Source organism: Acinetobacter calcoaceticus (genome assembly GCF_016508255.1).
Lineage (GTDB): Bacteria > Pseudomonadota > Gammaproteobacteria > Pseudomonadales > Moraxellaceae > Acinetobacter > Acinetobacter calcoaceticus_E.
Map to the genome: position 1 here is coordinate 301,548 of NZ_JADVKT010000002.1, position 21,125 is coordinate 322,672.

The 21,125-nt window shown below is 39.6% G+C and carries 18 protein-coding genes; 16 read left to right on the forward strand and 2 right to left on the reverse strand.

The window, feature by feature from the left end; translation table 11 throughout:
- The first annotated feature begins 117 nt into the window (after positions 1-117).
- Positions 118-1,497 carry an L-serine ammonia-lyase gene (locus I5515_RS05385; RefSeq protein ID WP_199965115.1) on the forward strand — a complete coding sequence of 460 codons (1,380 nt, stop codon included), beginning with the start codon at positions 118-120 and terminating at the stop codon, positions 1,495-1,497.
- Positions 1,498-1,540: 43 nt separating this feature from the next.
- On the opposite strand, the gene paaZ is transcribed toward I5515_RS05385, so the two are convergent.
- Positions 1,541-3,643: a phenylacetic acid degradation bifunctional protein PaaZ gene (gene paaZ, locus I5515_RS05390; protein ID WP_199965116.1), complete on the reverse strand. Its 2,103-nt coding sequence runs from the start codon at positions 3,641-3,643 to the stop codon at positions 1,541-1,543.
- Between the two features lie 265 nt (positions 3,644-3,908).
- Here paaZ and paaA point away from each other — a divergent pair, with 265 nt between their 5' ends.
- From paaA to I5515_RS05455, 13 genes are all read left to right on the forward strand, one after another.
- Positions 3,909-4,847 carry a 1,2-phenylacetyl-CoA epoxidase subunit PaaA gene (paaA, locus tag I5515_RS05395; protein WP_199965117.1) on the forward strand — a complete coding sequence of 313 codons (939 nt, stop codon included), beginning with the start codon at positions 3,909-3,911 and terminating at the stop codon, positions 4,845-4,847.
- A gap of 32 nt (positions 4,848-4,879) precedes the next feature.
- The gene (gene paaB / locus I5515_RS05400; RefSeq protein ID WP_000389648.1) at positions 4,880-5,170 is read left to right on the forward strand and encodes a 1,2-phenylacetyl-CoA epoxidase subunit PaaB; all 291 of its coding nucleotides are present in this window, start codon (positions 4,880-4,882) and stop codon (positions 5,168-5,170) included.
- Between the two features lie 12 nt (positions 5,171-5,182).
- Positions 5,183-5,938: a 1,2-phenylacetyl-CoA epoxidase subunit PaaC gene (paaC, locus tag I5515_RS05405; RefSeq protein WP_199965118.1), complete on the forward strand. Its 756-nt coding sequence runs from the start codon at positions 5,183-5,185 to the stop codon at positions 5,936-5,938.
- Positions 5,939-5,954: 16 nt separating this feature from the next.
- Entirely contained in the window at positions 5,955-6,455 is a 501-nt protein-coding gene (gene paaD / locus I5515_RS05410; protein ID WP_199965119.1) for a 1,2-phenylacetyl-CoA epoxidase subunit PaaD, read from the forward strand.
- Positions 6,456-6,478: 23 nt separating this feature from the next.
- Positions 6,479-7,540, forward strand: coding sequence for a 1,2-phenylacetyl-CoA epoxidase subunit PaaE (gene paaE, locus I5515_RS05415; RefSeq protein ID WP_199965120.1), 1,062 nt, complete (start codon positions 6,479-6,481; stop codon positions 7,538-7,540).
- A gap of 8 nt (positions 7,541-7,548) precedes the next feature.
- Positions 7,549-8,322, forward strand: coding sequence for an enoyl-CoA hydratase-related protein (locus I5515_RS05420; protein WP_199965121.1), 774 nt, complete (start codon positions 7,549-7,551; stop codon positions 8,320-8,322).
- Complete coding sequence (paaG, locus tag I5515_RS05425) at positions 8,322-9,113, forward strand: 2-(1,2-epoxy-1,2-dihydrophenyl)acetyl-CoA isomerase PaaG (protein WP_199965122.1); 792 nt, start codon at positions 8,322-8,324, stop codon at positions 9,111-9,113. The genes I5515_RS05420 and paaG overlap by 1 nt, the downstream gene beginning before the upstream one ends.
- Positions 9,114-9,115: 2 nt before the next feature.
- Positions 9,116-10,654: a 3-hydroxyacyl-CoA dehydrogenase gene (locus I5515_RS05430; RefSeq protein WP_199965123.1), complete on the forward strand. Its 1,539-nt coding sequence runs from the start codon at positions 9,116-9,118 to the stop codon at positions 10,652-10,654.
- A 12-nt stretch (positions 10,655-10,666) separates the two neighbouring features.
- Positions 10,667-11,875, forward strand: coding sequence for a 3-oxoadipyl-CoA thiolase (gene pcaF, locus I5515_RS05435; protein ID WP_199965124.1), 1,209 nt, complete (start codon positions 10,667-10,669; stop codon positions 11,873-11,875).
- A 40-nt stretch (positions 11,876-11,915) separates the two neighbouring features.
- Complete coding sequence (gene paaK / locus I5515_RS05440) at positions 11,916-13,205, forward strand: phenylacetate--CoA ligase PaaK (RefSeq protein WP_199965125.1); 1,290 nt, start codon at positions 11,916-11,918, stop codon at positions 13,203-13,205.
- A 53-nt stretch (positions 13,206-13,258) separates the two neighbouring features.
- Positions 13,259-14,224, forward strand: a complete 966-nt coding sequence (gene paaX, locus I5515_RS05445) for a phenylacetic acid degradation operon negative regulatory protein PaaX (RefSeq protein WP_199965126.1) — start codon at positions 13,259-13,261, stop codon at positions 14,222-14,224.
- Complete coding sequence (locus I5515_RS05450; RefSeq protein ID WP_199965127.1) at positions 14,211-14,816, forward strand: DapH/DapD/GlmU-related protein; 606 nt, start codon at positions 14,211-14,213, stop codon at positions 14,814-14,816. Before paaX ends, I5515_RS05450 begins: the two co-directional genes overlap by 14 nt.
- A 77-nt stretch (positions 14,817-14,893) precedes the next feature.
- On the forward strand, positions 14,894-15,277 hold the full coding sequence (locus I5515_RS05455; RefSeq protein WP_199965128.1) for a PaaI family thioesterase: 384 nt from the start codon (positions 14,894-14,896) through the stop codon (positions 15,275-15,277).
- A 145-nt stretch (positions 15,278-15,422) separates the two neighbouring features.
- On the opposite strand, the gene I5515_RS05460 is transcribed toward I5515_RS05455, so the two are convergent.
- Complete coding sequence (locus I5515_RS05460) at positions 15,423-16,760, reverse strand: anti-phage deoxyguanosine triphosphatase (RefSeq protein WP_199965129.1); 1,338 nt, start codon at positions 16,758-16,760, stop codon at positions 15,423-15,425.
- A 386-nt stretch (positions 16,761-17,146) separates the two neighbouring features.
- Here I5515_RS05460 and I5515_RS05465 point away from each other — a divergent pair, with 386 nt between their 5' ends.
- Both I5515_RS05465 and I5515_RS05470 read left to right on the forward strand, forming a co-directional pair.
- Entirely contained in the window at positions 17,147-18,940 is a 1,794-nt protein-coding gene (locus tag I5515_RS05465) for an ATP-dependent nuclease (RefSeq protein ID WP_199965130.1), read from the forward strand.
- Positions 18,933-20,714, forward strand: a complete 1,782-nt coding sequence (locus I5515_RS05470; protein ID WP_199965131.1) for an ATP-dependent helicase — start codon at positions 18,933-18,935, stop codon at positions 20,712-20,714. Before I5515_RS05465 ends, I5515_RS05470 begins: the two co-directional genes overlap by 8 nt.
- The last annotated feature ends 411 nt before the right edge of the window (positions 20,715-21,125 follow it).

A 21,125-nucleotide genomic window follows, 5' to 3' on the forward strand; every position in this document is an offset into this window, starting at 1 on the left:
GCTACTACCTTATAGTTATTCGTGATTTGTACCAGACTTAATGATAATTTGAATGTCATCCGAAAGGACACAATAACGACGAACATACGAATAATAATGATTGAAGGTAGGACTCCCGTGTTTATTAGTGTATTTGATCTTTTTAAAATTGGTATAGGCCCATCTAGCTCCCATACGGTTGGGCCAATGCGAGCAGCATATTGTTTTGTGGATGATTTATTTAAGCAAAATGATGTACAAAAGACGGTTAGAATTCAGGTTAAGTTATATGGTTCGCTTGCGGCAACTGGTGTCGGTCATGCGACAGATAAGGCGATTCTGTTAGGTTTAATGGGTTTTGATCCTGAACATATCGACACTCAAGTAAGTACAAGCTTGATTGAAGATGTTCTTGAAAATAAAGCGATTCAGCTCAATCAGCAAAAGAACGTCTGCTTTGACTATAAGCATGATGTGCTTTTTTTAGATGAGTCTTTGGCTTACCACCCAAATGCAATGGAACTGATTGCATATAACGAAACTGAAGAAGTTTTATATACCGAAACTTATTATTCGGTTGGTGGTGGTTTTATTGTTAGTCAAAGGCAATTAACACACACCCAGTCTGAAACAAATGAAATCAATGTTCCATATCCATTTCATAGTGCGGCTGAACTTTTAAGCTTATGTAAAACTCATGATTTATCGATCAGTGAGTTAATGTTTGAAAATGAAAAAAGCTGGCGTAGCGAAAGCGAGATTCGCTCCAAAATTATGGATATCTGGAAAGTGATGCAGCAATGCATTCACAATGGGTTAATTAATGAAGGAGTATTGCCTGGTGGTTTAAATGTAAAACGCCGAGCCAAAAAAATTCACGATAAGTTATTAAATAAGAAAAATTCAAATCTGATTGTGACGACTTTTCATGCCATGGAGTGGGTCAATTTATTTGCTTTAGCTGTAAATGAAGAAAATGCGGCTGGCGGCCGAGTGGTCACAGCACCAACAAATGGTGCAGCAGGAATTATTCCGGCAGTTTTATATTATTACGTGACTTTTTCTAAAGATTTTTCTGAAGACAAAGTCGTCAATTTTTTTCTGAGCGCAGCAGCAGTCGGCATTTTATGTAAACTCAATGCCTCTATTTCTGGGGCTGAAGTCGGATGTCAGGGCGAAGTAGGCTCAGCGTGTGCAATGGCTTCGGCTGGTTTAGCTGAAATTTTAGGTGCATCACCTGCACAAGTTGAACATGCAGCAGAAATCGGTCTTGAACATAACTTAGGTTTAACTTGTGACCCGATTGGTGGTTTGGTTCAGGTGCCTTGTATTGAACGAAATGCAATTGCGGCTGTAAAAGCCATTAATGCAGCACAAATGGCACTTCATGATGAGGGTGAGCATTTTGTGACTTTAGATAAAGTTATTCAGACCATGAAGGAAACAGGTAGAGATATGTCTGAGAAATATAAAGAAACCTCAAAAGGTGGTCTCGCTGTTAATGCAATTGAGTGCTAAAAAAAATGAGATGGGGACGAGGTGCCCCATCTCATTTTAAACATTAAGCCTCGCGAGCAACTAAGGTCAAAATGTCATAAGTTGCAACAAGTTCACCGCGTTGGTTTTTAACTTTAATGTCCCACACCACAACGCCATGCGCAGGCTGAGATGGGTCTTTTTGTGGCTTAGGTGTTTTCTGTTTACAGGTGAGTTCAACCTGAATCGAGTCACCAATTTTGACGGGTTCAACAAAGCGTAAATTGTCCATACCGTAATTGGCAATGACAGGGCCTTGCGCGGCATCTACAAATAGACCTGCTGCGGCAGACACAATGAAATAGCCATGTGCAACGCGCTCACCAAAGAAAGACTCGGCAGCTGCAATTTTGTCTGTGTGCGCATAGAAGTAGTCACCACTTAAACCAGCAAAATTGACAATATCTGCTTCGCTTACAGTGCGACGCGCCGTTAATAAGCGTTCACCAATGACTAACTCATCAAACGACTTTTTAAATGGATGTACGCGGTCTTCATTGACTTTCGAGCCCGCAGTCCACGAGTGGGTAATTTGCGTCAGGCTGTTTGGAGAACCTTGAATAGCGGTGCGTTGCATGTAGTGTTTAACGGCGCGAATACCGCCTAGTTCTTCGCCACCACCTGCACGACCAGGGCCGCCGTGTACAAGATGAGGAAGCGGAGAACCATGTCCTGTACTTTCTTTTGCTGACTCTGCGTCGAGTACATGCACACGTCCATGCCAAGGCGCAATTTTTTGAATAATCTGTTCAATATTCTCATCGTTATTTTTAACGACTGAAGCCACTAAGCTACCTTCGCCAAGTGAAACAAGGTCAGCCAATTCTTCAATGTTGTTATATGGCATGAGTGTACATACAGGACCAAAAGCTTCTGTAGTATGCACATGTGTCGCTTGTAAAGGTTGCTCACATAACAATAAAGTTGGAGCGAAAAAAGCACCTTTTTCAGGATGGTCTGCATTAAATTTAAAGGACTCGTTGTCACCAAAAACAATTTTTGCATCTTTACTGAGTTCAGCAACTTTTTCTGCAACGTCATGTTTTTGTTTAATGCTCGCTAAAGCGCCCATGGTGGTTTCTTCTTTTTGAGGGTCACCCACCACAACTTTAGCAAGTTTGGCAGTTAGCTTTTCTTGCACAGCGGTTAATAAATTTTCAGGAACGAAAGCACGACGAATTGCTGTACATTTTTGGCCTGCTTTTGTGGTCATTTCACGGAAGACTTCACGCACAAATAAATCGACAGTTTCTTCATTTGCTTCAGGGCTTAAAATTGCACTGTTTACCGAGTCTGCTTCCATGCTAAATGGAATCGAATATTTATTGAGGTGAGGGTGATTACGCAGTTTTTGGCCTGTGTAAGCAGAACCTGTAAATGTAACGCAGTCTTGTGGGCCTAAGTGGTCGAACAAGTCATAAGTTTGACCGCAAATGAGTTGTAGCGAACCCTTTGGTAATACATGTGCTTCTTCAATCGCTTTTACAACTGCTTGAGTTAATTGAGAACCATCGGTTGCAGGTTTAACAATACATGGCACACCTGCAAGTAGAGTCGGTGCAATCTTTTCAAGCATTCCCCAAATTGGAAAGTTAAATGCATTAATGTGAACGGCAACACCTGCTTTAGGACTTAAAATGTGTTTGGCACCAAAAGTTCCATTTTTAGACAATTGAATCCAGCTATCTTCAGTAATAATTTTTTCATCATTGAGTTCACGACGAACCAGACTCGAATAAGCAAATAATGTCTGGATACCACCTTCAATATCAATCCATGCATCTTTACGAGTTGCACCTGTTGCATAAGCAAGTTTGTAGAACTCTTCCTTACGCTCAAGTAAATATTGGGCAATTTGTTTTAAAGCATTAGCACGTTGATGAAACGTCCAGTTTGCCAGTTCTGAACCATTTTGTTTGGCATATTGAACAACACGTTTCATATCAATGCCATGGCTACTTACGGCATAAATCGATTCACCTGTAATGGCATGATAAACAGGGCGTAGTTCTTCACTCGTCGAATGCCATGTTCCATAGACATAAGAAGCAAGGTGAGGCAGTTGATGCTCAGACTGCTGAAAGTCTGTGTCAGTTGAGGTTCCTTCTAGGTGTGCTTGTTCAAGCATGACCAAACTCCTTTTTTATGTGATACATCAATTATAAAAATTGCAAAAATATGATTCATAATTTCAGATTAATTTGGCTAAAAGTCAACTTTATTTTGATTTTTAAAAGTAAAAAAGTTTTTTACAATTGGTTAATTTTTATTTATTTCAAATATTTAATCTGTTTTTGTGGGGTGAATTTAATTTGATACTAAAAAAGTGGTTGACTTTGTTTTTTGTGTATCGAAAAATAGATTCAAGGGTGATACCTACAGGGAATGAAAGAATGGAAAACAACTACCAGAAATTTGAACAAAATATTGCCAATGAAATTACGATTGAGGCTAAGGATCAAATGCCCGATGCCTACCGTAAAACATTGATTCGTCAAATCGGGCAACATGGCCATTCTGAAATTGTAGGTATGTTGCCTGAAGGGAACTGGATTACTCGTGCACCAACTTTAAAACGTAAAGCAGTTTTGCTCGCGAAAGTACAAGATGAAGCGGGTCATGGTTTGTATTTGTACAGTGCGGCAGAAACTTTAGGTGCTGACCGTGATGACATGATGGAAAAATTAATTGATGGGAAAATGAAATACTCATCAATCTTTAACTATCCAACTTTGACTTGGGCAGATGTCGCTGCAATTGGCTGGCTTGTCGATGGTGCAGCGATTGTAAATCAGGTTGCACTTTGCCGTACTTCATATGGGCCATATGCACGTGCGATGGTCCGCATTTGTAAAGAAGAAAGTTTCCACCAACGTCAAGGTTTTGAAGCCATGATGGCTTTGGCAAACGGAACACCAGAACAAAAACAGATGGCACAAGATGCGGTAAATCGTTATTGGTGGCCAGCACTCATGATGTTTGGTCCAAGTGATGAGCATTCTCCAAACAGCGCGCAAAGCATGGCATGGAAAATCAAACGATTCGGTAACGATGAATTACGTCAAAAATTTGTTGATAACACTGTGCCGCAGATTTTACAGCTTGGTTTGGAAGTACCAGATCCAGATTTAAAACTGAATGAAGAAACAGGCCACTATGAGTTTGGCGAGATTGACTGGCACGAATTTAATGAAGTGATTGCTGGACGTGGACCATGTAATCACGAGCGTATCGAAGCACGCCGTAAAGCATGGGAAAACGGCAAATGGGTTCGTGATGCAGCAGTGGTCTATGCGAAAAAACAGCAGCTTGAAGCGAACAAAGTGGCTTAACAAGATTTATGGAAAAATTTGAGGAAATCAAAATGGAAGATAAAAACAACTGGTCGCTCTACGAAGTATTTGTACGCAGTAAACAAGGCTTAAGCCACCGACACGTAGGCAGCTTAAGAGCACCTGATGATGAAATTGCACTACAACATGCGCGTGATGTTTACACACGCCGTAATGAAGGGATTAGCATTTGGGTGGTTCGCTCTGAACTGATTAAATCATCACAGCCAGATGAAAAAGCAGAATTTTTCGATCCTTCTCTAGACAAGGTTTATCGTCATCCGACTTTTTACCATATTCCAGATGGCATTGAGCACATGTAAGGGGAATGGCACATGAATCATTCAGTTTTATCTAAATTCTTATTACATATTGGCGACAGCCAACTGGTTTTATCTCAGCGTTTGGCTGAATGGTGCGGGCATGCACCTGAGCTTGAAGTTGATATTGCTTTAGCAAATATCGGTTTGGACTTGTTAGGTCAGGCTAGAAACTTTCTGACGTTGGCCGGTCAATATGATGAAGCTAAACGTGATGAAGATCAGCTAGCGTATTTCCGTACAGAGCGTGAGTTTTTAAACCTACTGTTGTGCGAACAACCCAATGGTGATTTTGCTCAAACGATTGTACGCCAGTGGTTGATGGATCATTACCATCTTCATCTATTTACTGCTTTAACCCAGAGTTCACTTCCAGAAGTCAGTGCACTTGCCGTGAAATCTTTAAAAGAAGTGAAATATCACATCCGTTTTTCGACAAGCTGGATGGAACGTTTAAGTTTAAGTACAGATGAAGCGCATCAACGTGTGCAAGATGGATTAAATAATTTATGGCGTTTTACCGCTGAATTATTTGAACTCAATGCAGATGAACAAGCATTAGTCGCACAAGGTGTGATTCCAGATTTTTCAAATGAAAAAGAACAATGGAACCAAACCATTGCAGATGAACTTAAGCGCTTTGAATTAAATGTTGCTGTGAATGGGGCTTATCGCCGTGGTGCAAAACAAGGATTGCATACCGAGCATTTAGGTTATTTGTTGGCTGAAATGCAAAGTATTCAAAGAACTTATCCGGGAATGACCTGGTAAGACAAGGAGGTGAGCCATGCACATGATTCGTCATTGCATCGACCAATGTTGGGATGTTCTACAAACGGTAAGTGACCCTGAAATTCCGGTTTTATCTGTTGTGGATTTAGGCATGATTCGCGGCGTAGACATTAACGATCAACAAGAAATTATTGTTCGTTTAACTCCGACATATAGCGGTTGCCCAGCAACAGATATGTTGAAAGCGCAAATTGTGGAAGCATTTACCGCAGAAGCTTTGACACCAGTCAAAGTGATGGTTGATTTGTCAGAAGCATGGACCACGGACTGGATGTCTGAAGCGGGTAAAAAGAAACTGCAAGTCTATGGCATCGCACCACCTGAAGGGTTGGCGCATCAATGTGGTACTCACGTTCACTTAAAAGATGGTGTCGAGTGCCCACGTTGTAAAAGCCGACACACCCGACTATTAACAGAGTTTAGTTCTACCGCCTGTAAAGCACTTTATAAATGTCAGGACTGTCTTGAGCCTTTTGATTACTTCAAATGTATTTAAGTCTTTAGATAAGGAAATCAGCCATGAGCCAATTTGTACCATTAAAAGTAAAAAGTATTACGCCTCAAACCGATCAGGCAATTTGTATTGCATTTGACATTGTACCTGAACAACAAGAACAATTTCAGTTTCAACCGGGTCAACATTTAACCATTCGCCACTTAACCGAAGCGGGTGAAATCCGTCGTTGTTATTCAATTTGTAGCTATGCGGGCAAAGAAGACATTAGTATTGCGGTTAAAAAAATTGATCAGGGTCAATTTTCACATTGGGCAAATGACCATTTAAAAGTGGGTGATGTGCTTGAAGTGATGCCACCACAAGGCGTGTTTTTTCAAAAAGCAGCCAAGGTGGGCGGACAAAACTTTTTAGGCGTTGCTGCAGGCAGTGGTATTACTCCAATTTTATCAATTGTTAAGCAAGTTTTATTTGAACAACCTGAAGCTAAATTTACGTTGCTCTATGGCAATCGCTCATGGAAACAAACCATGTTTGCCGAGCAAATTATGGATTTGAAAGATCAGTTTAAAGAACGCTTTCAGCTCATCAATATTTTTTCTCGTGAGTTCAACGATAGTGAGCTGATGAACGGTCGTATTGATGAAGAAAAGCTTAAACGCCTTTTTGATTTTGATGTGCTTGAAACGAGTTTTGACCATGTGTTTGCCTGTGGTCCAGATGAAATGATGAATGCCGTAGAAAGCACTTTGCCCAACTATGGTATTGCAAAAGAAAAAATCCACACCGAACGTTTCCATACGGGACAAGCGCGTAAACGTAGCGCTGAAGCTGATGCAAATCGTAAGGAAGAAAAAGTAAACATTATTTTAGATGGTCGTGAGCTGATTGTTTCTGTGGCTCAGGATGATGAAAGTATTCTTGATGCGGCTTTACGTGCGGGTGCTGACTTACCGTATGCCTGTAAAGGTGGGGTGTGTGCGACCTGTCGTTGTAAAGTTGTTTCTGGTGAAGTCGACATGTTCCTTAACTATAGCCTTGAAAAAGATGAAGTTGAAAAGGGCTATGTGCTTAGCTGTCAAACCTTACCAAAAGGCTCAAATGTTCGTTTGAGTTTTGATGAATAGAGGCCACCATGCAAGAGTTGATTAAAGCCAGCACAGCGGTTGACGGTGTTTTGTTATTAACACTAAACCGTCCAGAAAAAAGAAATGCTTTAAACAATGCAACATTGCAGTGTTTATGCGAGTTACTCGAAGAAGCTGAGCACAATGCTCAAGTCAAAGTGGTGGTTTTAACGGGTAACGCTCAATGTTTTGCAGCTGGAGCAGATCTTACGGAGTTGGCTGCAATGGACGCCGTGACTTTGCAACTCGATATACGCCCGAAGCTTTGGCAAAAAATTGATGCGTTTAGTAAGCCACTGATTACCGCAGTGAATGGTTATGCATTAGGTGCTGGGTTTGAGCTGGTTTTGCATTCGGATATGGTGATTTGCGGTGAAAATGCCCGTTTTGCTTTACCTGAAATTGGCTTGGGTATGTTGCCGGGTGCAGGCGGAACGCAGCGTTTAGCGCGCTTGGTTGGGCAACAGCTCACCATGCGCTGGGCGATGACAGGTGAGATGATTTCGGCAAAACAGGCTGAGCAACACGGCATTTGCAGTCAAGTCGTACCGACTGAATTAACCGTTGAATATGCGGTTCAACTTGCAGCCAAAATTGCGAAACAAGCGCCTTTAGCGATTCGCGTGATTAAACAATCAATTAAAAGTATTCATGAAACGACTTTAAGTCAGGGACTCAAGTTTGAACGTCAAAACTTTGTCTGGCTGGCTGCTACAAAAGATCGAAACGAAGGGATTAATGCTTTCTTTGAGAAAAGAAAGCCAGTGTTTAGAGGTGAGTGATGGACTATCAAAATATTATTGCTGAAGAAAAAAATGGTGTTGGCTACCTGACATTTAACCGCCCAAAAGCACTAAATAGCTTTAACGTTGATATGCACCGTGAAGTGGCTGAGGTTTTAAACCTGTGGACTAAAAATCCGGATGTTCGCTGTGTGGTGATTAGTGGCGAAGGCCGTGGCTTCTGTGCAGGGCAAGACTTAGGCGACCGTGTAGTAGACCCAAATGCTGAAGCGCCAGATTTAGGATATTCCATTGAAACTTACTATAACCCGCTCATTAAAACGATTGTAAATATGCCAAAACCTGTTATTTGTGCTGTAAACGGCGTGGCAGCAGGTGCGGGGGCAAATATTGCACTGGCGTGTGATTTGGTGATTGCAGCTAAATCGGCAAACTTCGTACAAGCATTTTGCCGCTTAGGTTTGGTCCCTGACTCTGCGGGTACATGGTTTTTACCACGTGCTGTAGGCCATGCGCGTGCTATGGGTTTGACGTTGTTAGGTGACAAGCTCCCAGCAGAAACCGCAAAAGAATGGGGCATGATTTGGGATGTGGTTGAAGACGCTGAGCTTAAAGAAAAAGTCACTGAACTCGCAGAGCGTTTAGCGAAACAGCCTACTTTTGGTTTATCTCTCATTAAAAAAGCCATTCATCAATCAAGTAATAACACCTTTGATGAGCAAGTGCTGCTAGAGCGAGATTTACAACGTATTGCGGGTCGTTCAGAAGATTATCGTGAAGGTGTGCAAGCCTTTATGAATAAACGTGAACCAAATTTTAAAGGGCGCTAAGCATGACAGATTTAGACTTATCTCGTGCCCGAATTGCCGTCATTGGCTCCGGCACTATGGGCATCGGCATTGCTCAATTAGCCATCGTCAATGGGCACTCGACCGTTTTGTATGATCTAGACGCTCAAAAAGCGCAACAAGCAGTTGAGGGCTTGGGGCAGACGTTTAAAAAGCTGGTTGAAAAGAGCAAGCTTACACAACAGCAAGCTGATGATGCTTTAGCGCGTTTAACTGTAGTGAATCAAGTTGAAGCGCTACGTGATGCTGACTTGGTCATTGAAGCAGTCGTTGAGAAAAAAGAAGTCAAACAGTCTTTATTTAAACAACTCGCTGAAATTTGTAGTTCGCAAACTATTTTTGCAAGTAATACATCTTCAATTTCAGTGACCGCAATTTCGGCTGGCATTGCTCACCCTGAGCGCGTGGTCGGTTTACACTTTTTTAACCCCGCGCCAGTCATGAAACTGGTTGAAATTGTACAAGGCTTAAAAAACCCAAACAGCTTATGTTTGGCTTTAAAAAAGTTGATGTTAAATTGGAAAAAAATTCCAGTACTCACCAAGTCGACTCCGGGTTTTATTGTTAACCGAATTGCACGTCCGTTTTATGCAGAAGGCTTTAGAGCACTGCAAGAACAAGTCACCAGCTACGACCAGCTAGACTATGCTTTAAAGCAATGCGGTGGTTTTGCGATGGGGCCGTGTGAACTTACCGACCTCATTGGGCAAGATGTTAACTTTTCGGTGACCCAAAGCGTTTATCAAGAGTTCTTTTACGAGCCGCGTTACCGTCCAAGCCTAATTCAAAAAGAATTAGTCGATGCGGGCGCGTGGGGCCGTAAGTCAAAACAAGGCTTTTACAGCTATAACGAAAAAAATCAGTATGAGACATTTCAGCCTCCAGTTGTGGTTGCCAAACCAATTGATGCACATATTCAGCTCAAAGGGACTTGGTCTCAGCTACCTGCTTTTTTAACGCGTTTAGGTTTAAAAAGCGGATCTGCAAGCGACGACAATATTCTTCAAATTGATGATATCGACTTGCGTTTAAGCCAAGGTGAGTCAGCCAATATTCATTACTTGAGCCGTAAAGTGGTTTTAATGGATTGGCATCATGATTTTGAGCAGGCGCAGGCTGTGGTGCTCAGTCATAACGAGCTTTGTGACGCAAGTGACCTCGCTAAAGTTGAAGCTTACTTTGCGCAGTTTGGCATGAGCGTGATGTGGATTAAAGACCATCCGGCACTGTTAACCTTACGTACCATCGCTTTACTCATTAATGAAGCATGCGAAGCAAGTTTACATGGTGTTGCAAGTCTGGAAGATATTGATAATGCCATGAAATATGGGGTGAATTATCCTAAAGGCCCTTACCAATGGTTGACACAAATGGGCGGCGCTTATGTGCTCCAAACCTTAAATAACTTATATGCACTGTATGGAGAGGAAAAATATCGCGCGAGTATCTACCTCAAGCAATATGTAGCGAAAACTCAGAACATTGCTACTCAATATTCACGTGATATGACCGAATTTGCATAATCAGGAGTCAACATGGAAGACGTTTTAATTTGCGATTTTATTCGTACCCCAATTGGACGATATGCAGGTGCCTTAAGTGCTGTACGTGCAGATGATTTAGCTGCATTGCCCATCAAATATTTAAAAGATAAACACCCAAACTTACCGTGGAATACGGTAGACGAAGTGTTTTTAGGATGTGCCAACCAAGCAGGTGAAGACAACCGTAACGTTGCACGTATGGCAACACTCTTGGCAGGTTTACCTGATACAGTGCCAGCCATGACGGTTAATCGCTTGTGTGCTTCGGGTTTAGATGCAGTAGGACTTGCTGCGCGCTCAATTAAAGTAGGCGAAGCGCAGTTCGTTTTGGCAGGTGGCGTTGAGTCAATGAGCCGTGCGCCATTTGTACAAGCTAAACCGACCGAAGCGTTTAGCCGTACACCTGAAATTTATGACACCACTATTGGCTGGCGCTTTGTAAATAAGCAACTGAAAGCGCAATACGGCACTGACAGCATGCCGGAAACTGCTGAAAATGTAGCTGAAAAATATCAGATTAGTCGTGACGACCAAGATGCTTTTGCATTGCGTAGCCAACAAAAAACGGCTGCTGCCCAACAAAACGGTTTCTTTAACGATGAGATTTTGCCAGTCGAGATTGTAGACCGTAAGAAGAATGTGAATGTAGTTAATCGCGATGAACATCCGCGTGAGACTACCCTTGAAGCACTCGCAAAACTAAAAGCACCTTTTAGAAAAGAAGGCGGTTCGGTGACTGCCGGAAATGCCTCTGGTGTAAATGATGGTGCCGCGTGTGTGCTCATTACCAACCGTACATTTGCAGATACACATGGTTTAAAACCTTTAGCACGCGTAATTGGTATTGCAAGTGCAGGTGTTGAACCCAAATATATGGGTATAGGTCCTGTTCCTGCTGTGCAGAAAATTTTAAAGCAAACAGGTTTAACGCTAGATCAGATGAATGTGATTGAGCTGAATGAAGCATTCGCAGCCCAATCTTTAGCTTGTATGCGTGAACTTGGTTTAAAAGATGACGATGAACGCGTGAACCCAAATGGTGGTGCGATTGCACTCGGACATCCGCTCGGTATGAGCGGTACACGTTTAGTGATTACCGCAACACGTGAGCTAAAAAAACGAGGTGGACGCTATGCACTTTGCACGATGTGTGTGGGTGTTGGACAAGGTGTCGCACTGATTTTGGAAAATTTAAATTAATTCAGACGGTTTTTAAAATTACATAATGAGGAGAGAGGCGATGGACAGCCTTACAACGGATAATGTTGAGCAATTAACACTTGCAGAGCTTAGAGAACTGCAAACTAAACGGTTAAAACACACCCTGACTTTTGTATATGAAAATAGTCCGGTCTATAAGAAGAAGTTCGATGAAGCAGGTGTACATCCTGATGACTTCGTCACTTTAGACGATCTGGCGAAGTTTCCATTTACGACTAAACAGGATTTAAGAGACAACTATCCGTTTGGGATGTTTGCCGTACCGCAAGAGCAAATTGTGCGTTTACATGCATCATCAGGCACAACGGGTAAACCGACTGTGGTGGGTTATACCCAAAAAGATATTAATACTTGGTCGGACATTGTTGCGCGTTGCTTACGCATGGCAGGTTTAACCGCGAAAGATATGGTTCAGGTTGCTTATGGCTATGGACTGTTTACAGGTGGTCTAGGTGCGCATTATGGTGCCGAGCGCTTAGGTGCAACGGTTATTCCTATGTCTGGCGGGCAAACTGAAAAGCAAGTTCAGCTTATTCAAGACTTTAAACCGACTGCGATTATGGTTACGCCATCGTATTGCGTGAGTATTATTGAAAAGCTAGAACAGCAATTTGGTACGGCACGTAATACGTCTTTAAAAGTCGGTATTTTTGGTGCCGAGCCTTGGACCAACGAACTGCGCCGTGAAATTGAAGAACGCCTTAATATTAAAGCACTCGATATTTATGGTTTGTCTGAGGTAATGGGGCCGGGCGTTGCGATGCAGTGCTTAGGTGAGGGCGAAGGACTAACCATTTGGGAAGATCATTTCTACCCTGAAATTATTAACCCTGAAACGGGTGAAGTCTGTAAAGATGGCGAACTTGGTGAGTTAGTCTTTACGACCATTACCAAAGAAGGCTTGCCGATTATTCGTTACCGTACCCGTGATTTGACCCGTTTGTTAGCGGGAGAAAATCTGGCGATGCGTAAAATGGATAAAATTGTAGGCCGTAGTGACGACATGCTGATTATTCGCGGCGTGAACGTTTTCCCGACTCAAATTGAAGAGCAAATTTTGCAAGTTCAGCATTTAGTTCCAAATTATGAAATTTTGGTGACTAAAAAAGGACATATGGATACTTTGCATATTCGTACAGAGATGTGTCATAACTGTACTATACAGGCCAATCAACTTGCTCAGGAGTTGATGAAACGTATTAAAACCATGATTGGGATTAGCGTTACTGTAGAGGTTGTTACAGAAGCGACCTTACCTCGTTCGGAAGGTAAGGCAAAGCGGGTAATCGATATGCGTCAGATTGCTTAACATCAAGATCATTCAGGGTATAGAATCTATACCCTGAAACTAAACGCCAAGACATGAGTATGAGTGCAAAAATACAGCAAATAATTGATTCTGTTGTAAAGAATGAGACCTTAAGTGGAACTTCGCTTATTTCGACAATTTTTGGAGATTCAGTACTTCATCGGGGTGGAAACATTAGTCTTGCAAGCTTGATTCAGTTATTAGAGCTATTTGGTTTTAATGACCGTGCTGTAAGAACCTCTGTTTTTCGTTTAGTTAAAAATGATTGGTTATGTTCGGACAAAATCGGCAGAACCAGTTTTTATCGAATTACCGATTCGAGCCGTTCGACCTATTTGCAGGCCGAGCAACGTATTTATAACGACCAGATGAAAGAGTGGGACCATTATTGGGATCTTATTCTCATGTCTACGCTCGACACTGAAAATAAAGCGTTGTTAAAGAAAGAACTCGAATGGTTAGGATTTGCCAATATTTCAACAAACTTAATGGCTTATCCGGGTTGTAACCGTATTGAACTACAACGGTTATTGGTTGATTTAAATATGAGTGAGCAAGTGGTGGTGTTTAAAGCCGAAACCTTGCAGCTCTTTAATAATTCGGTTGATACCATTGGGCGTATGCTCAGAACCAACTGGCCAATCGATGAATTACGTCAAAGATACCTACAGTTTCTCGATATTTTTAGAGAAATTGGCGTGTTGCTGATGCAGGAAAACGAACAGCTCGAACCCGTTCAGGCCTTTCAAATTCGGACTTTGCTGATTCATTATTATCGCCGAATTTTATTGAAAGACCCTGCATTGCCACTTGAGCTTTTACCGGCTGACTGGCCGGCCATTAATGCTCGTACCTTATCAATGAACATTTATAAAAAAGTATTTGAACCTGCGGATGAATACTTCTTGTCTGTTGCAGCAACAGCAGAAGGGCCAATGCCAAATGCCACAGCACATTATTGGCGCCGTTTCGGAGGTTTAGTTGCGACAAATGAGAGGGTAAATCATGCCTTGTTATAGTATTGACGGTGTTATTCCAGTGGTAAGCCCAGAGGCTTTTGTACACCCAACGGCAGTTTTAATTGGTGATGTGATTATTGAAGCGGGCGTATACGTGGGGCCATTTGCTTCATTGCGTGCCGATTTTGGTCGTATCCATATTAAGCAAAATGCCAATGTACAAGACAACTGCACCATCCATGGCTTTCCACAAAGCGTGACTTTAGTTGAGGAAATGGGCCACATTGGGCATGGCACAACTTTACATGGCTGCCGCATTGGAAAAAATGTTTTGGTCGGCATGAACAGTGTAATTTTGGACTATGCAGAAATTGGTGAAAACACCATTATTGGCGCAAATAGTTTGGTCAAAACTAAAGATATTATTCCGGCAAATGTACTGGCAATGGGTAGTCCTGCTAAGGTTGCACGTGATTTATCAGAACAAGAAAAAAAGTGGAAAACCCGCGGCACTCAAGAATATATTGAACTTGCACAGCGATGCTTAAATTCAATGCAAGAGGTTCAACCATTAACATCAGAGTTGAATGACCGCCTGACCTATAAGGATTTTCATTCTTCAAACTATCAGATTAAACAAGATAGTGTTTAACGGCTTTTAATAGGTCGATTTCGATACACATGGGTTTATAACACTTAGGGAATACTCGCACGAGTAGGGAGACGTTTGTGTCAAAAATGGAAACGACTGCGGTTGATCAATTCGCAGAGCTATTGGGTGTTCAAGTGCTGCATCGCAGTTTTGATGAAGCGCGTTGTCAGCTTAATGTGAAAGATGAACACATGAATGCCTTGGGCGGCGTGCATGGCGGTGTCATATTTTCTTTAGCCGATATCGCTTTTGCTCTTGCTTGTAATGCAGGGGATGCGCCATATACTGGACTACAGGCTGATATTCGCTATATGAGCGGTGCTAAAGATAGGGTGTTATTTGCCACGGCAACTAAGGTCGGAAGTAGTAAAAAATTCGCGCATTATGAAGTATTAATAACAGACGGTTTGAATAATAGAGTCGCTTTATTTACATCTACGTGTTATAGACTTGCGCCGTAACAGATGGTTATTTAGTAGTTAGATCTAGAGCAGAACTTACATTAAATTAATAAAAGTATTCAAAGTTGAAACTAATCAAAATGTTCCTTTAGTTACTTAAAAACAGATAAGGGTTGACCCTTATCTGTTTTTATATTTTTAAAGTCTAAATTTGATCAAAAATAGATCCTTTATGTGGGGCGTAAATTTTTTCATATAGTCTTGTTGCATACTCATCAGTCATTCCCGATATATAGTCACAAATGACTCTCATTTTTTCGTTTTTACTTTTTGCTTCTTGATAGTTACCGAGAGCTGATTTGGGTAATAGACGTTCCGGATCTGAAGAAAGGGCATCAAATAATTCTATAACAATTTTCTGACCTTTAAATTCTAATAGCTGAACATTCGGACTTTTAATAACTTCATCATAGACTATAGTAAAAATATGTTCTCGTAAGGTAGAAAATGGGTGGGATAATTCTGCATTCCATTTTAATAATGGTTCATCAAAGCCATCTATTTCTTTTAATCTTATGTTAGTTATAAATTTATGAACAAGCTCACCTATAGCTGATTTTCGTTCATAAGTATTTGAGTTAAATAGCCTTTCACCTAATTCTTTTGAGTTGTAATTGCATGCCGTAAATATTGATTCTTTCTCCTTATTATAATTATTCCATTCATTTAAGCTAATCAAGCCTAATGAAATAGCATCTTCAAAGTCATGTAAACTATAAGAAATATCATCAGCGAGTTCCATAATAGACGCATCTAAGCTATGAAATTTAGGCTTAAAGTGTTTATTGGAATATGATATTAAAGTGGAAAATTTTTCGATATCATTATTCGATAGCTTTTCTAATATCCACTTAACTAATTTTGTTTCCGTATCCAAATAACATTTTGGAGGTTTTTGTTCACTAGCTTTAGCTAACCATTTAGTTTTCGGAATTTTACCATAATATTTATCATTACAGACTTCACTGTATGGTGCTGGGTATTTTAATACTCCTAACAGTAATCTTCTTGTCGGGTTCATACCATTTTTTTCTGTGTATTTTTCTAATTTTGATAAAATCCTAAGAGTCTGTCCATTTCCTTCAAAGCCCCCATATTTACGCATACAAATATTTAAAGCTACTTCACCACCATGGCCAAATGGAGGATGTCCAAGATCATGTGCTAAACAAATTGCATTAATTAATGAAGACTTAGGTAATATTTCTTCTAATATTTCTATATTGAGTTTATTTGCATAGTCACCTTCTTTCAACCAGCGAACAATTCCGACACCTATTTGTGCAACCTCCATGGAATGAGTTAGTCTGGTTCTGTAGAAATCACTTTCCCCTAATCCAAGTACTTGAGTTTTAGCTTGTAAGCGACGAAATGCCGCAGAGTGGATGAGTCGAGCATAATCTCTTTCCCATTCATTACGTACATCGTGACCCTTTTTCTTTTGCTCTAGAAGACGTTCTTCCCAAATATTTTGATTCATCATGAAACACTACAAGTATTTTAAATTATTAAGTTATATATAATGTATCGAAATAAATAAACCTTTTATATTAGACTTTATATTATTAACATTTCATAGACTTAATATACTTTTACATGATAGTTTTTTTAATTAATTTAACATATGAAATAATAGTATTTTAATTGCGGAGACTCCGCTCATTGAGTGTTCTCCTTGAGTTAGGATAGCTATAAAATTTTCATTTTGGCGTAAAAGATATTGAATTAGGGGATAAGCTATCGGAAGATAATTTAGTACTAATAAGGTTGGTGTTCAAAACTTAATTTTATAAAAAAGATATAACTATCTTGATAAAAAAATGTAAATTATTTATATCTTAAGTAAATTGTACTTACTAAAAACAACCTATGCATTTAAAAAATTTGAAGATTAGTAATTTTAGAAACTTTGAATCTATTGATATTCCTTTAAATGGTAATATTGTATTACTTGGAGAAAATCGTGTTGGGAAAAGTAATTTAATATTTGCCATGCGTTTGGTGATTGATCAAACACTTTCTGATTCAGCTAGGCAGTTAAAAATTTCTGATTTTTGGGATGGGTGTGATTTATATACAAAGCCAAAAATTGAAGTTCATTTAGATTTTACTGATTTTGAAGCTGATTCTTATTTAACTGCTTTATTAACTGATTATAGACTAGCAGATGACCCTCACACAGTTCGCTTAAGCTACGTGTTCAGATGTAAGCCAGAGATTATTGGTTTACCAACAAGTGGTGAAGATTTCGAATTCAATATTTACGGCGGTGGGGTTGAGACAATACCTGTAAATAACCAAGTTAGAAGAAGAATTTGTTTAGATTTACTTGATGCCTTACGTGATGCAGAAAGTCAATTGGGCTCTTGGAAAAATTCACCTTTAAGGCCTCTTATTGAAAATGCTATGGCAGCAGTTGATAGCACAATATTAACTACAATTTCGGCTGATTTAGAAGCAGCAAATACAAAAATAGTTGAGCAACCTCAGATAAAATCTTTAGATGATTCATTAAGTAAGCAAATTTTGAACCTTTCTGGTAAAGCACATGATTTAAAGACTTCACTCCGCTTTTCAAATGCTGATCCTTTACGATTATTTCGCTCATTAGGTATGTATATTGATGGAGGAAAACGTAGTATCAGTGAGGCTAGTCTAGGGTCAGCTAATGTTATGTTGATGGCATTAAAACTAGAAGAATTTACTTGGCGTAGAGAAAAAAATGAAAGAAATTATTCTTTATTGTGTATAGAAGAACCAGAAGCTCATCTTCATCCTCAACTACAGCGTAGTATTTTTAAAAATATATTCAAAGAAAAAGATTCTGCACAAGCACTTATTATTACTAGCCATTCCCCAACTTTAGCAGCAGCAGTGCCGCTAAATTCAATTGTTAACTTAAGGCTGAAAAATGATAGTACCAAAGCATTTTCTTTAGCCAATTTACCAATTAGTGATGACGAGAAGGATGATATTGAAAGATATTTAGTAGCTACTCGTTCTGAGATCTTATTCGCTAAAGGGGTCATCTTTGTTGAAGGAGATGCAGAAGAAATTTTAGTCCCTTGCTTTGCTGAGCAAATAGGGCATGACCTTGATGGGTTAGGTATAACGGTTTGTAATGTAGGTGGGACGAACTTCAACCCATATATTAAATTAGCTGAAGGTTTGGGCCTACCTTTTGTTGTTATTACCGATTGGGATCCTTTAGATGGAACTAAGCCTGCTTTAGGAAGAGCAAGATGTGTTGGTATTTGGGATTCTCGTGTTGAAGTTAATTCAACTATTTCTCTAATGACAGAAAAAGGTCGTAATTTTTGTGAAACAGCTACATTTGATAAATTCAGTCAAGCATGGGCAAAAAGAGGTATCTTTCTTAATGATGAAACATTTGAAGTTGCTATAGCTAAAACACCTAATTTAAGTGAATTATTATTAGATATTTTACATGAACAAAATTTTGGTCCAAAAAGAACTAAACGTATTGAAGAGTGGAGGAAAAATATCACCCAAATAGATAGTACACAACTACTTGCAATGATAAAAGATATTGGGAAGGGCCGACTAAGTGGGAAATTAAAAAAGAAAATAACAAATTCTGAGTCTATACATCCTCCTATGTATATTCATAATGCAATTGAATATATGGTGGAAAATGTCTAACTATTTAAATTTAAAACAAGCTTTATTAGAGCTAAGAAAAAATGAAGAACAATTTGAAGCTGTAAATTGTAAGAAGCATTGTGTTGTTTTAGCAGGCCCAGGCAGTGGGAAAACAAAAACACTTACTACAGCTATTGCTCGTACTCTTCATGAAGAAGTTATTAATCCAAGAGCAATTGCATGCATAACTTATAATAATGAATGTGCAATTGAACTCGAAACTAGATTATCTAAATTTGGTATTGAGAGTAATGGACAAAATTTTATTGGTACTGTTCATAGCTTTGCTTTAACCCAAATAATAATTCCCTATGCTCGTTGTATAGAGGGGCTTGTCCCTAAGAACTTTAAAGTGGCAAATCTCCTCGAATGTAAAATAGCTATCGAAAGTGCTTATAAAACTGTATATAACGATTCAGAAGATCCTAAGACGCAGTGGGATTTTGCTAATGAAAAAAGAAATAAAGAGGTAGATAGAACCCTGCCAACTTGGAAAGGTCACAATAGAGAATTAGCTGAATTCGTTGAAGAATATGAGTTAGCGTTAAGAAAAAAAGGTCTGATTGATTTTGATGATATGCCTCTCATAGCCTTTAAGATGATTAAGGAAAATCCTTGGATTCGGCAAGCTTTGGAAGCTCGATTTCCAATTTTATTTGTTGATGAGTATCAAGATTTAGGCCATGTGCTTCATGAACTAGTTCATCTTCTATGCTTTGAAGGGAAAATTCGATTATTTGCTGTAGGGGATGCGGATCAATCAATCTATGGATTTACTGGCGCTAATCCGGAGCTATTACAAAGTTTGACCGAAAGACAAGATGTACAAACGATTCAGCTAAGATTTAATTATCGATCAGGAACAAAAATTGTTAAAGCATCCTCAGCTGTTCTAAATGAGGAAAGAAACTATGAAAGTCCAGAGGGCTCACCCGAAGGAGAGATAATTTTTCATCCTGTGATAGGAGCTTTAGAGGAACAAGCATATTACATTGTAAATAATATTTTAACTGAGTTAGCTTTTCGGGGGGTTAAAAATGAGCAAATAGCAATTTTATATAAGGCTGCATGGCTTGGAGATAAAATCGTAGAAGCTTTAGAACAAAAGAGGGCAGCCTATCATCGAACTGATAGAAATTCTTTAATTAAGAGAAGCTCAAGATTTGCTCGCTTTATTGAAGAATGTGCAAAATGGGTAACAGGAGGTTGGAAATATGCTGAACCGTCTTTTAATCGTTTGTTTAAACAAGCATTAAATATAGTTTATGGCAATCATTGTACCCAAAGTGAAAAACAAACATTAGAGCAACAACTCATTGATTTTCTTCAACGGAGCAGGCTTGTCCATGAAACTGCGAATGAATGGTTAATAAGATTTCATAATGAACTTGTAGTTTATTGGTTGAGTATTTGTCGCAATAATATTCAAGAATGGGATATATGCTTAGAACTTATACAAAAAACTTCTCCCGAAATGAATAAAGATATGTCTCTTGAATTATTTTCTGGAAAAACTGAGGGAACTGGAAGGCTGACCCTAACTACTTTTCACAGTTCGAAAGGTCGTGAATTTGATGCTGTGATTATTTTTGGTGCAAATAAGGGGATATTGCCTGATAAGAGAGACATTAAAACATTTAAATCTTTAAAGGAAGTAAGAAGACTATTTTATGTTGCTGTTACAAGACCAAAAACTATATTACATTTAGTCTATCAATCAAAAAATCATTCTGAATTTTTAAATGAGTTTTATAGACGTACTCTGCAAAGTTAGTATTAAAGTATTCCGTTAAGAATTGAGAAAACCACCCCCCTTTATAACTCCGCTTAACAATAACTCCCTCATTATTTAGCCTTACTTTTCTAATGATTTAATTTAAAACAAATGGCATTTTGTGTGCTTGACTGCAAAAGGGTTGGGCACTATTCTTTGCCTGCTGGCCACATTGCCAGTCGGTCGTCGCGGACCGCAGTAAGAGCACATCAGATATATTCCTTTCTGAGGGATAGTCTTATGTGTTACTCCTAGTCTCCTCCCGTTGCGGTAGGACGGGAGTGGGACACCTTCGGGTGTGCTGGAGTCTTACCCAGTCCGCGAACCCTCTTCCGTTCTGCCACCATAATTTCTATTCATGTCGGCAGAACTCCCAATAAAAAGGAGTTGGCTTTGCACATCTATTATTTC

Excerpts from the sequence above, each read along its gene's own strand:
- paaZ (WP_199965116.1), bottom strand. The coding sequence starts at position 3,643 with ATGCTTGAACAAGCACACCTAGAAGGAACCTCAACTGACACAGACTTT.
- paaA (WP_199965117.1), top strand. The coding sequence starts at position 3,909 with ATGGAAAACAACTACCAGAAATTTGAACAAAATATTGCCAATGAAATT.
- paaB (WP_000389648.1), top strand. The coding sequence starts at position 4,880 with ATGGAAGATAAAAACAACTGGTCGCTCTACGAAGTATTTGTACGCAGT.
- paaC (WP_199965118.1), top strand. The coding sequence starts at position 5,183 with ATGAATCATTCAGTTTTATCTAAATTCTTATTACATATTGGCGACAGC.
- paaD (WP_199965119.1), top strand. The coding sequence starts at position 5,955 with ATGCACATGATTCGTCATTGCATCGACCAATGTTGGGATGTTCTACAA.
- paaE (WP_199965120.1), top strand. The coding sequence starts at position 6,479 with ATGAGCCAATTTGTACCATTAAAAGTAAAAAGTATTACGCCTCAAACC.
- I5515_RS05420 (WP_199965121.1), top strand. The coding sequence starts at position 7,549 with ATGCAAGAGTTGATTAAAGCCAGCACAGCGGTTGACGGTGTTTTGTTA.
- paaG (WP_199965122.1), top strand. The coding sequence starts at position 8,322 with ATGGACTATCAAAATATTATTGCTGAAGAAAAAAATGGTGTTGGCTAC.
- I5515_RS05430 (WP_199965123.1), top strand. The coding sequence starts at position 9,116 with ATGACAGATTTAGACTTATCTCGTGCCCGAATTGCCGTCATTGGCTCC.
- pcaF (WP_199965124.1), top strand. The coding sequence starts at position 10,667 with ATGGAAGACGTTTTAATTTGCGATTTTATTCGTACCCCAATTGGACGA.
- paaK (WP_199965125.1), top strand. The coding sequence starts at position 11,916 with ATGGACAGCCTTACAACGGATAATGTTGAGCAATTAACACTTGCAGAG.
- paaX (WP_199965126.1), top strand. The coding sequence starts at position 13,259 with ATGAGTATGAGTGCAAAAATACAGCAAATAATTGATTCTGTTGTAAAG.
- I5515_RS05450 (WP_199965127.1), top strand. The coding sequence starts at position 14,211 with ATGCCTTGTTATAGTATTGACGGTGTTATTCCAGTGGTAAGCCCAGAG.
- I5515_RS05460 (WP_199965129.1), bottom strand. The coding sequence starts at position 16,760 with ATGATGAATCAAAATATTTGGGAAGAACGTCTTCTAGAGCAAAAGAAA.
- I5515_RS05465 (WP_199965130.1), top strand. The coding sequence starts at position 17,147 with ATGCATTTAAAAAATTTGAAGATTAGTAATTTTAGAAACTTTGAATCT.
- I5515_RS05470 (WP_199965131.1), top strand. The coding sequence starts at position 18,933 with ATGTCTAACTATTTAAATTTAAAACAAGCTTTATTAGAGCTAAGAAAA.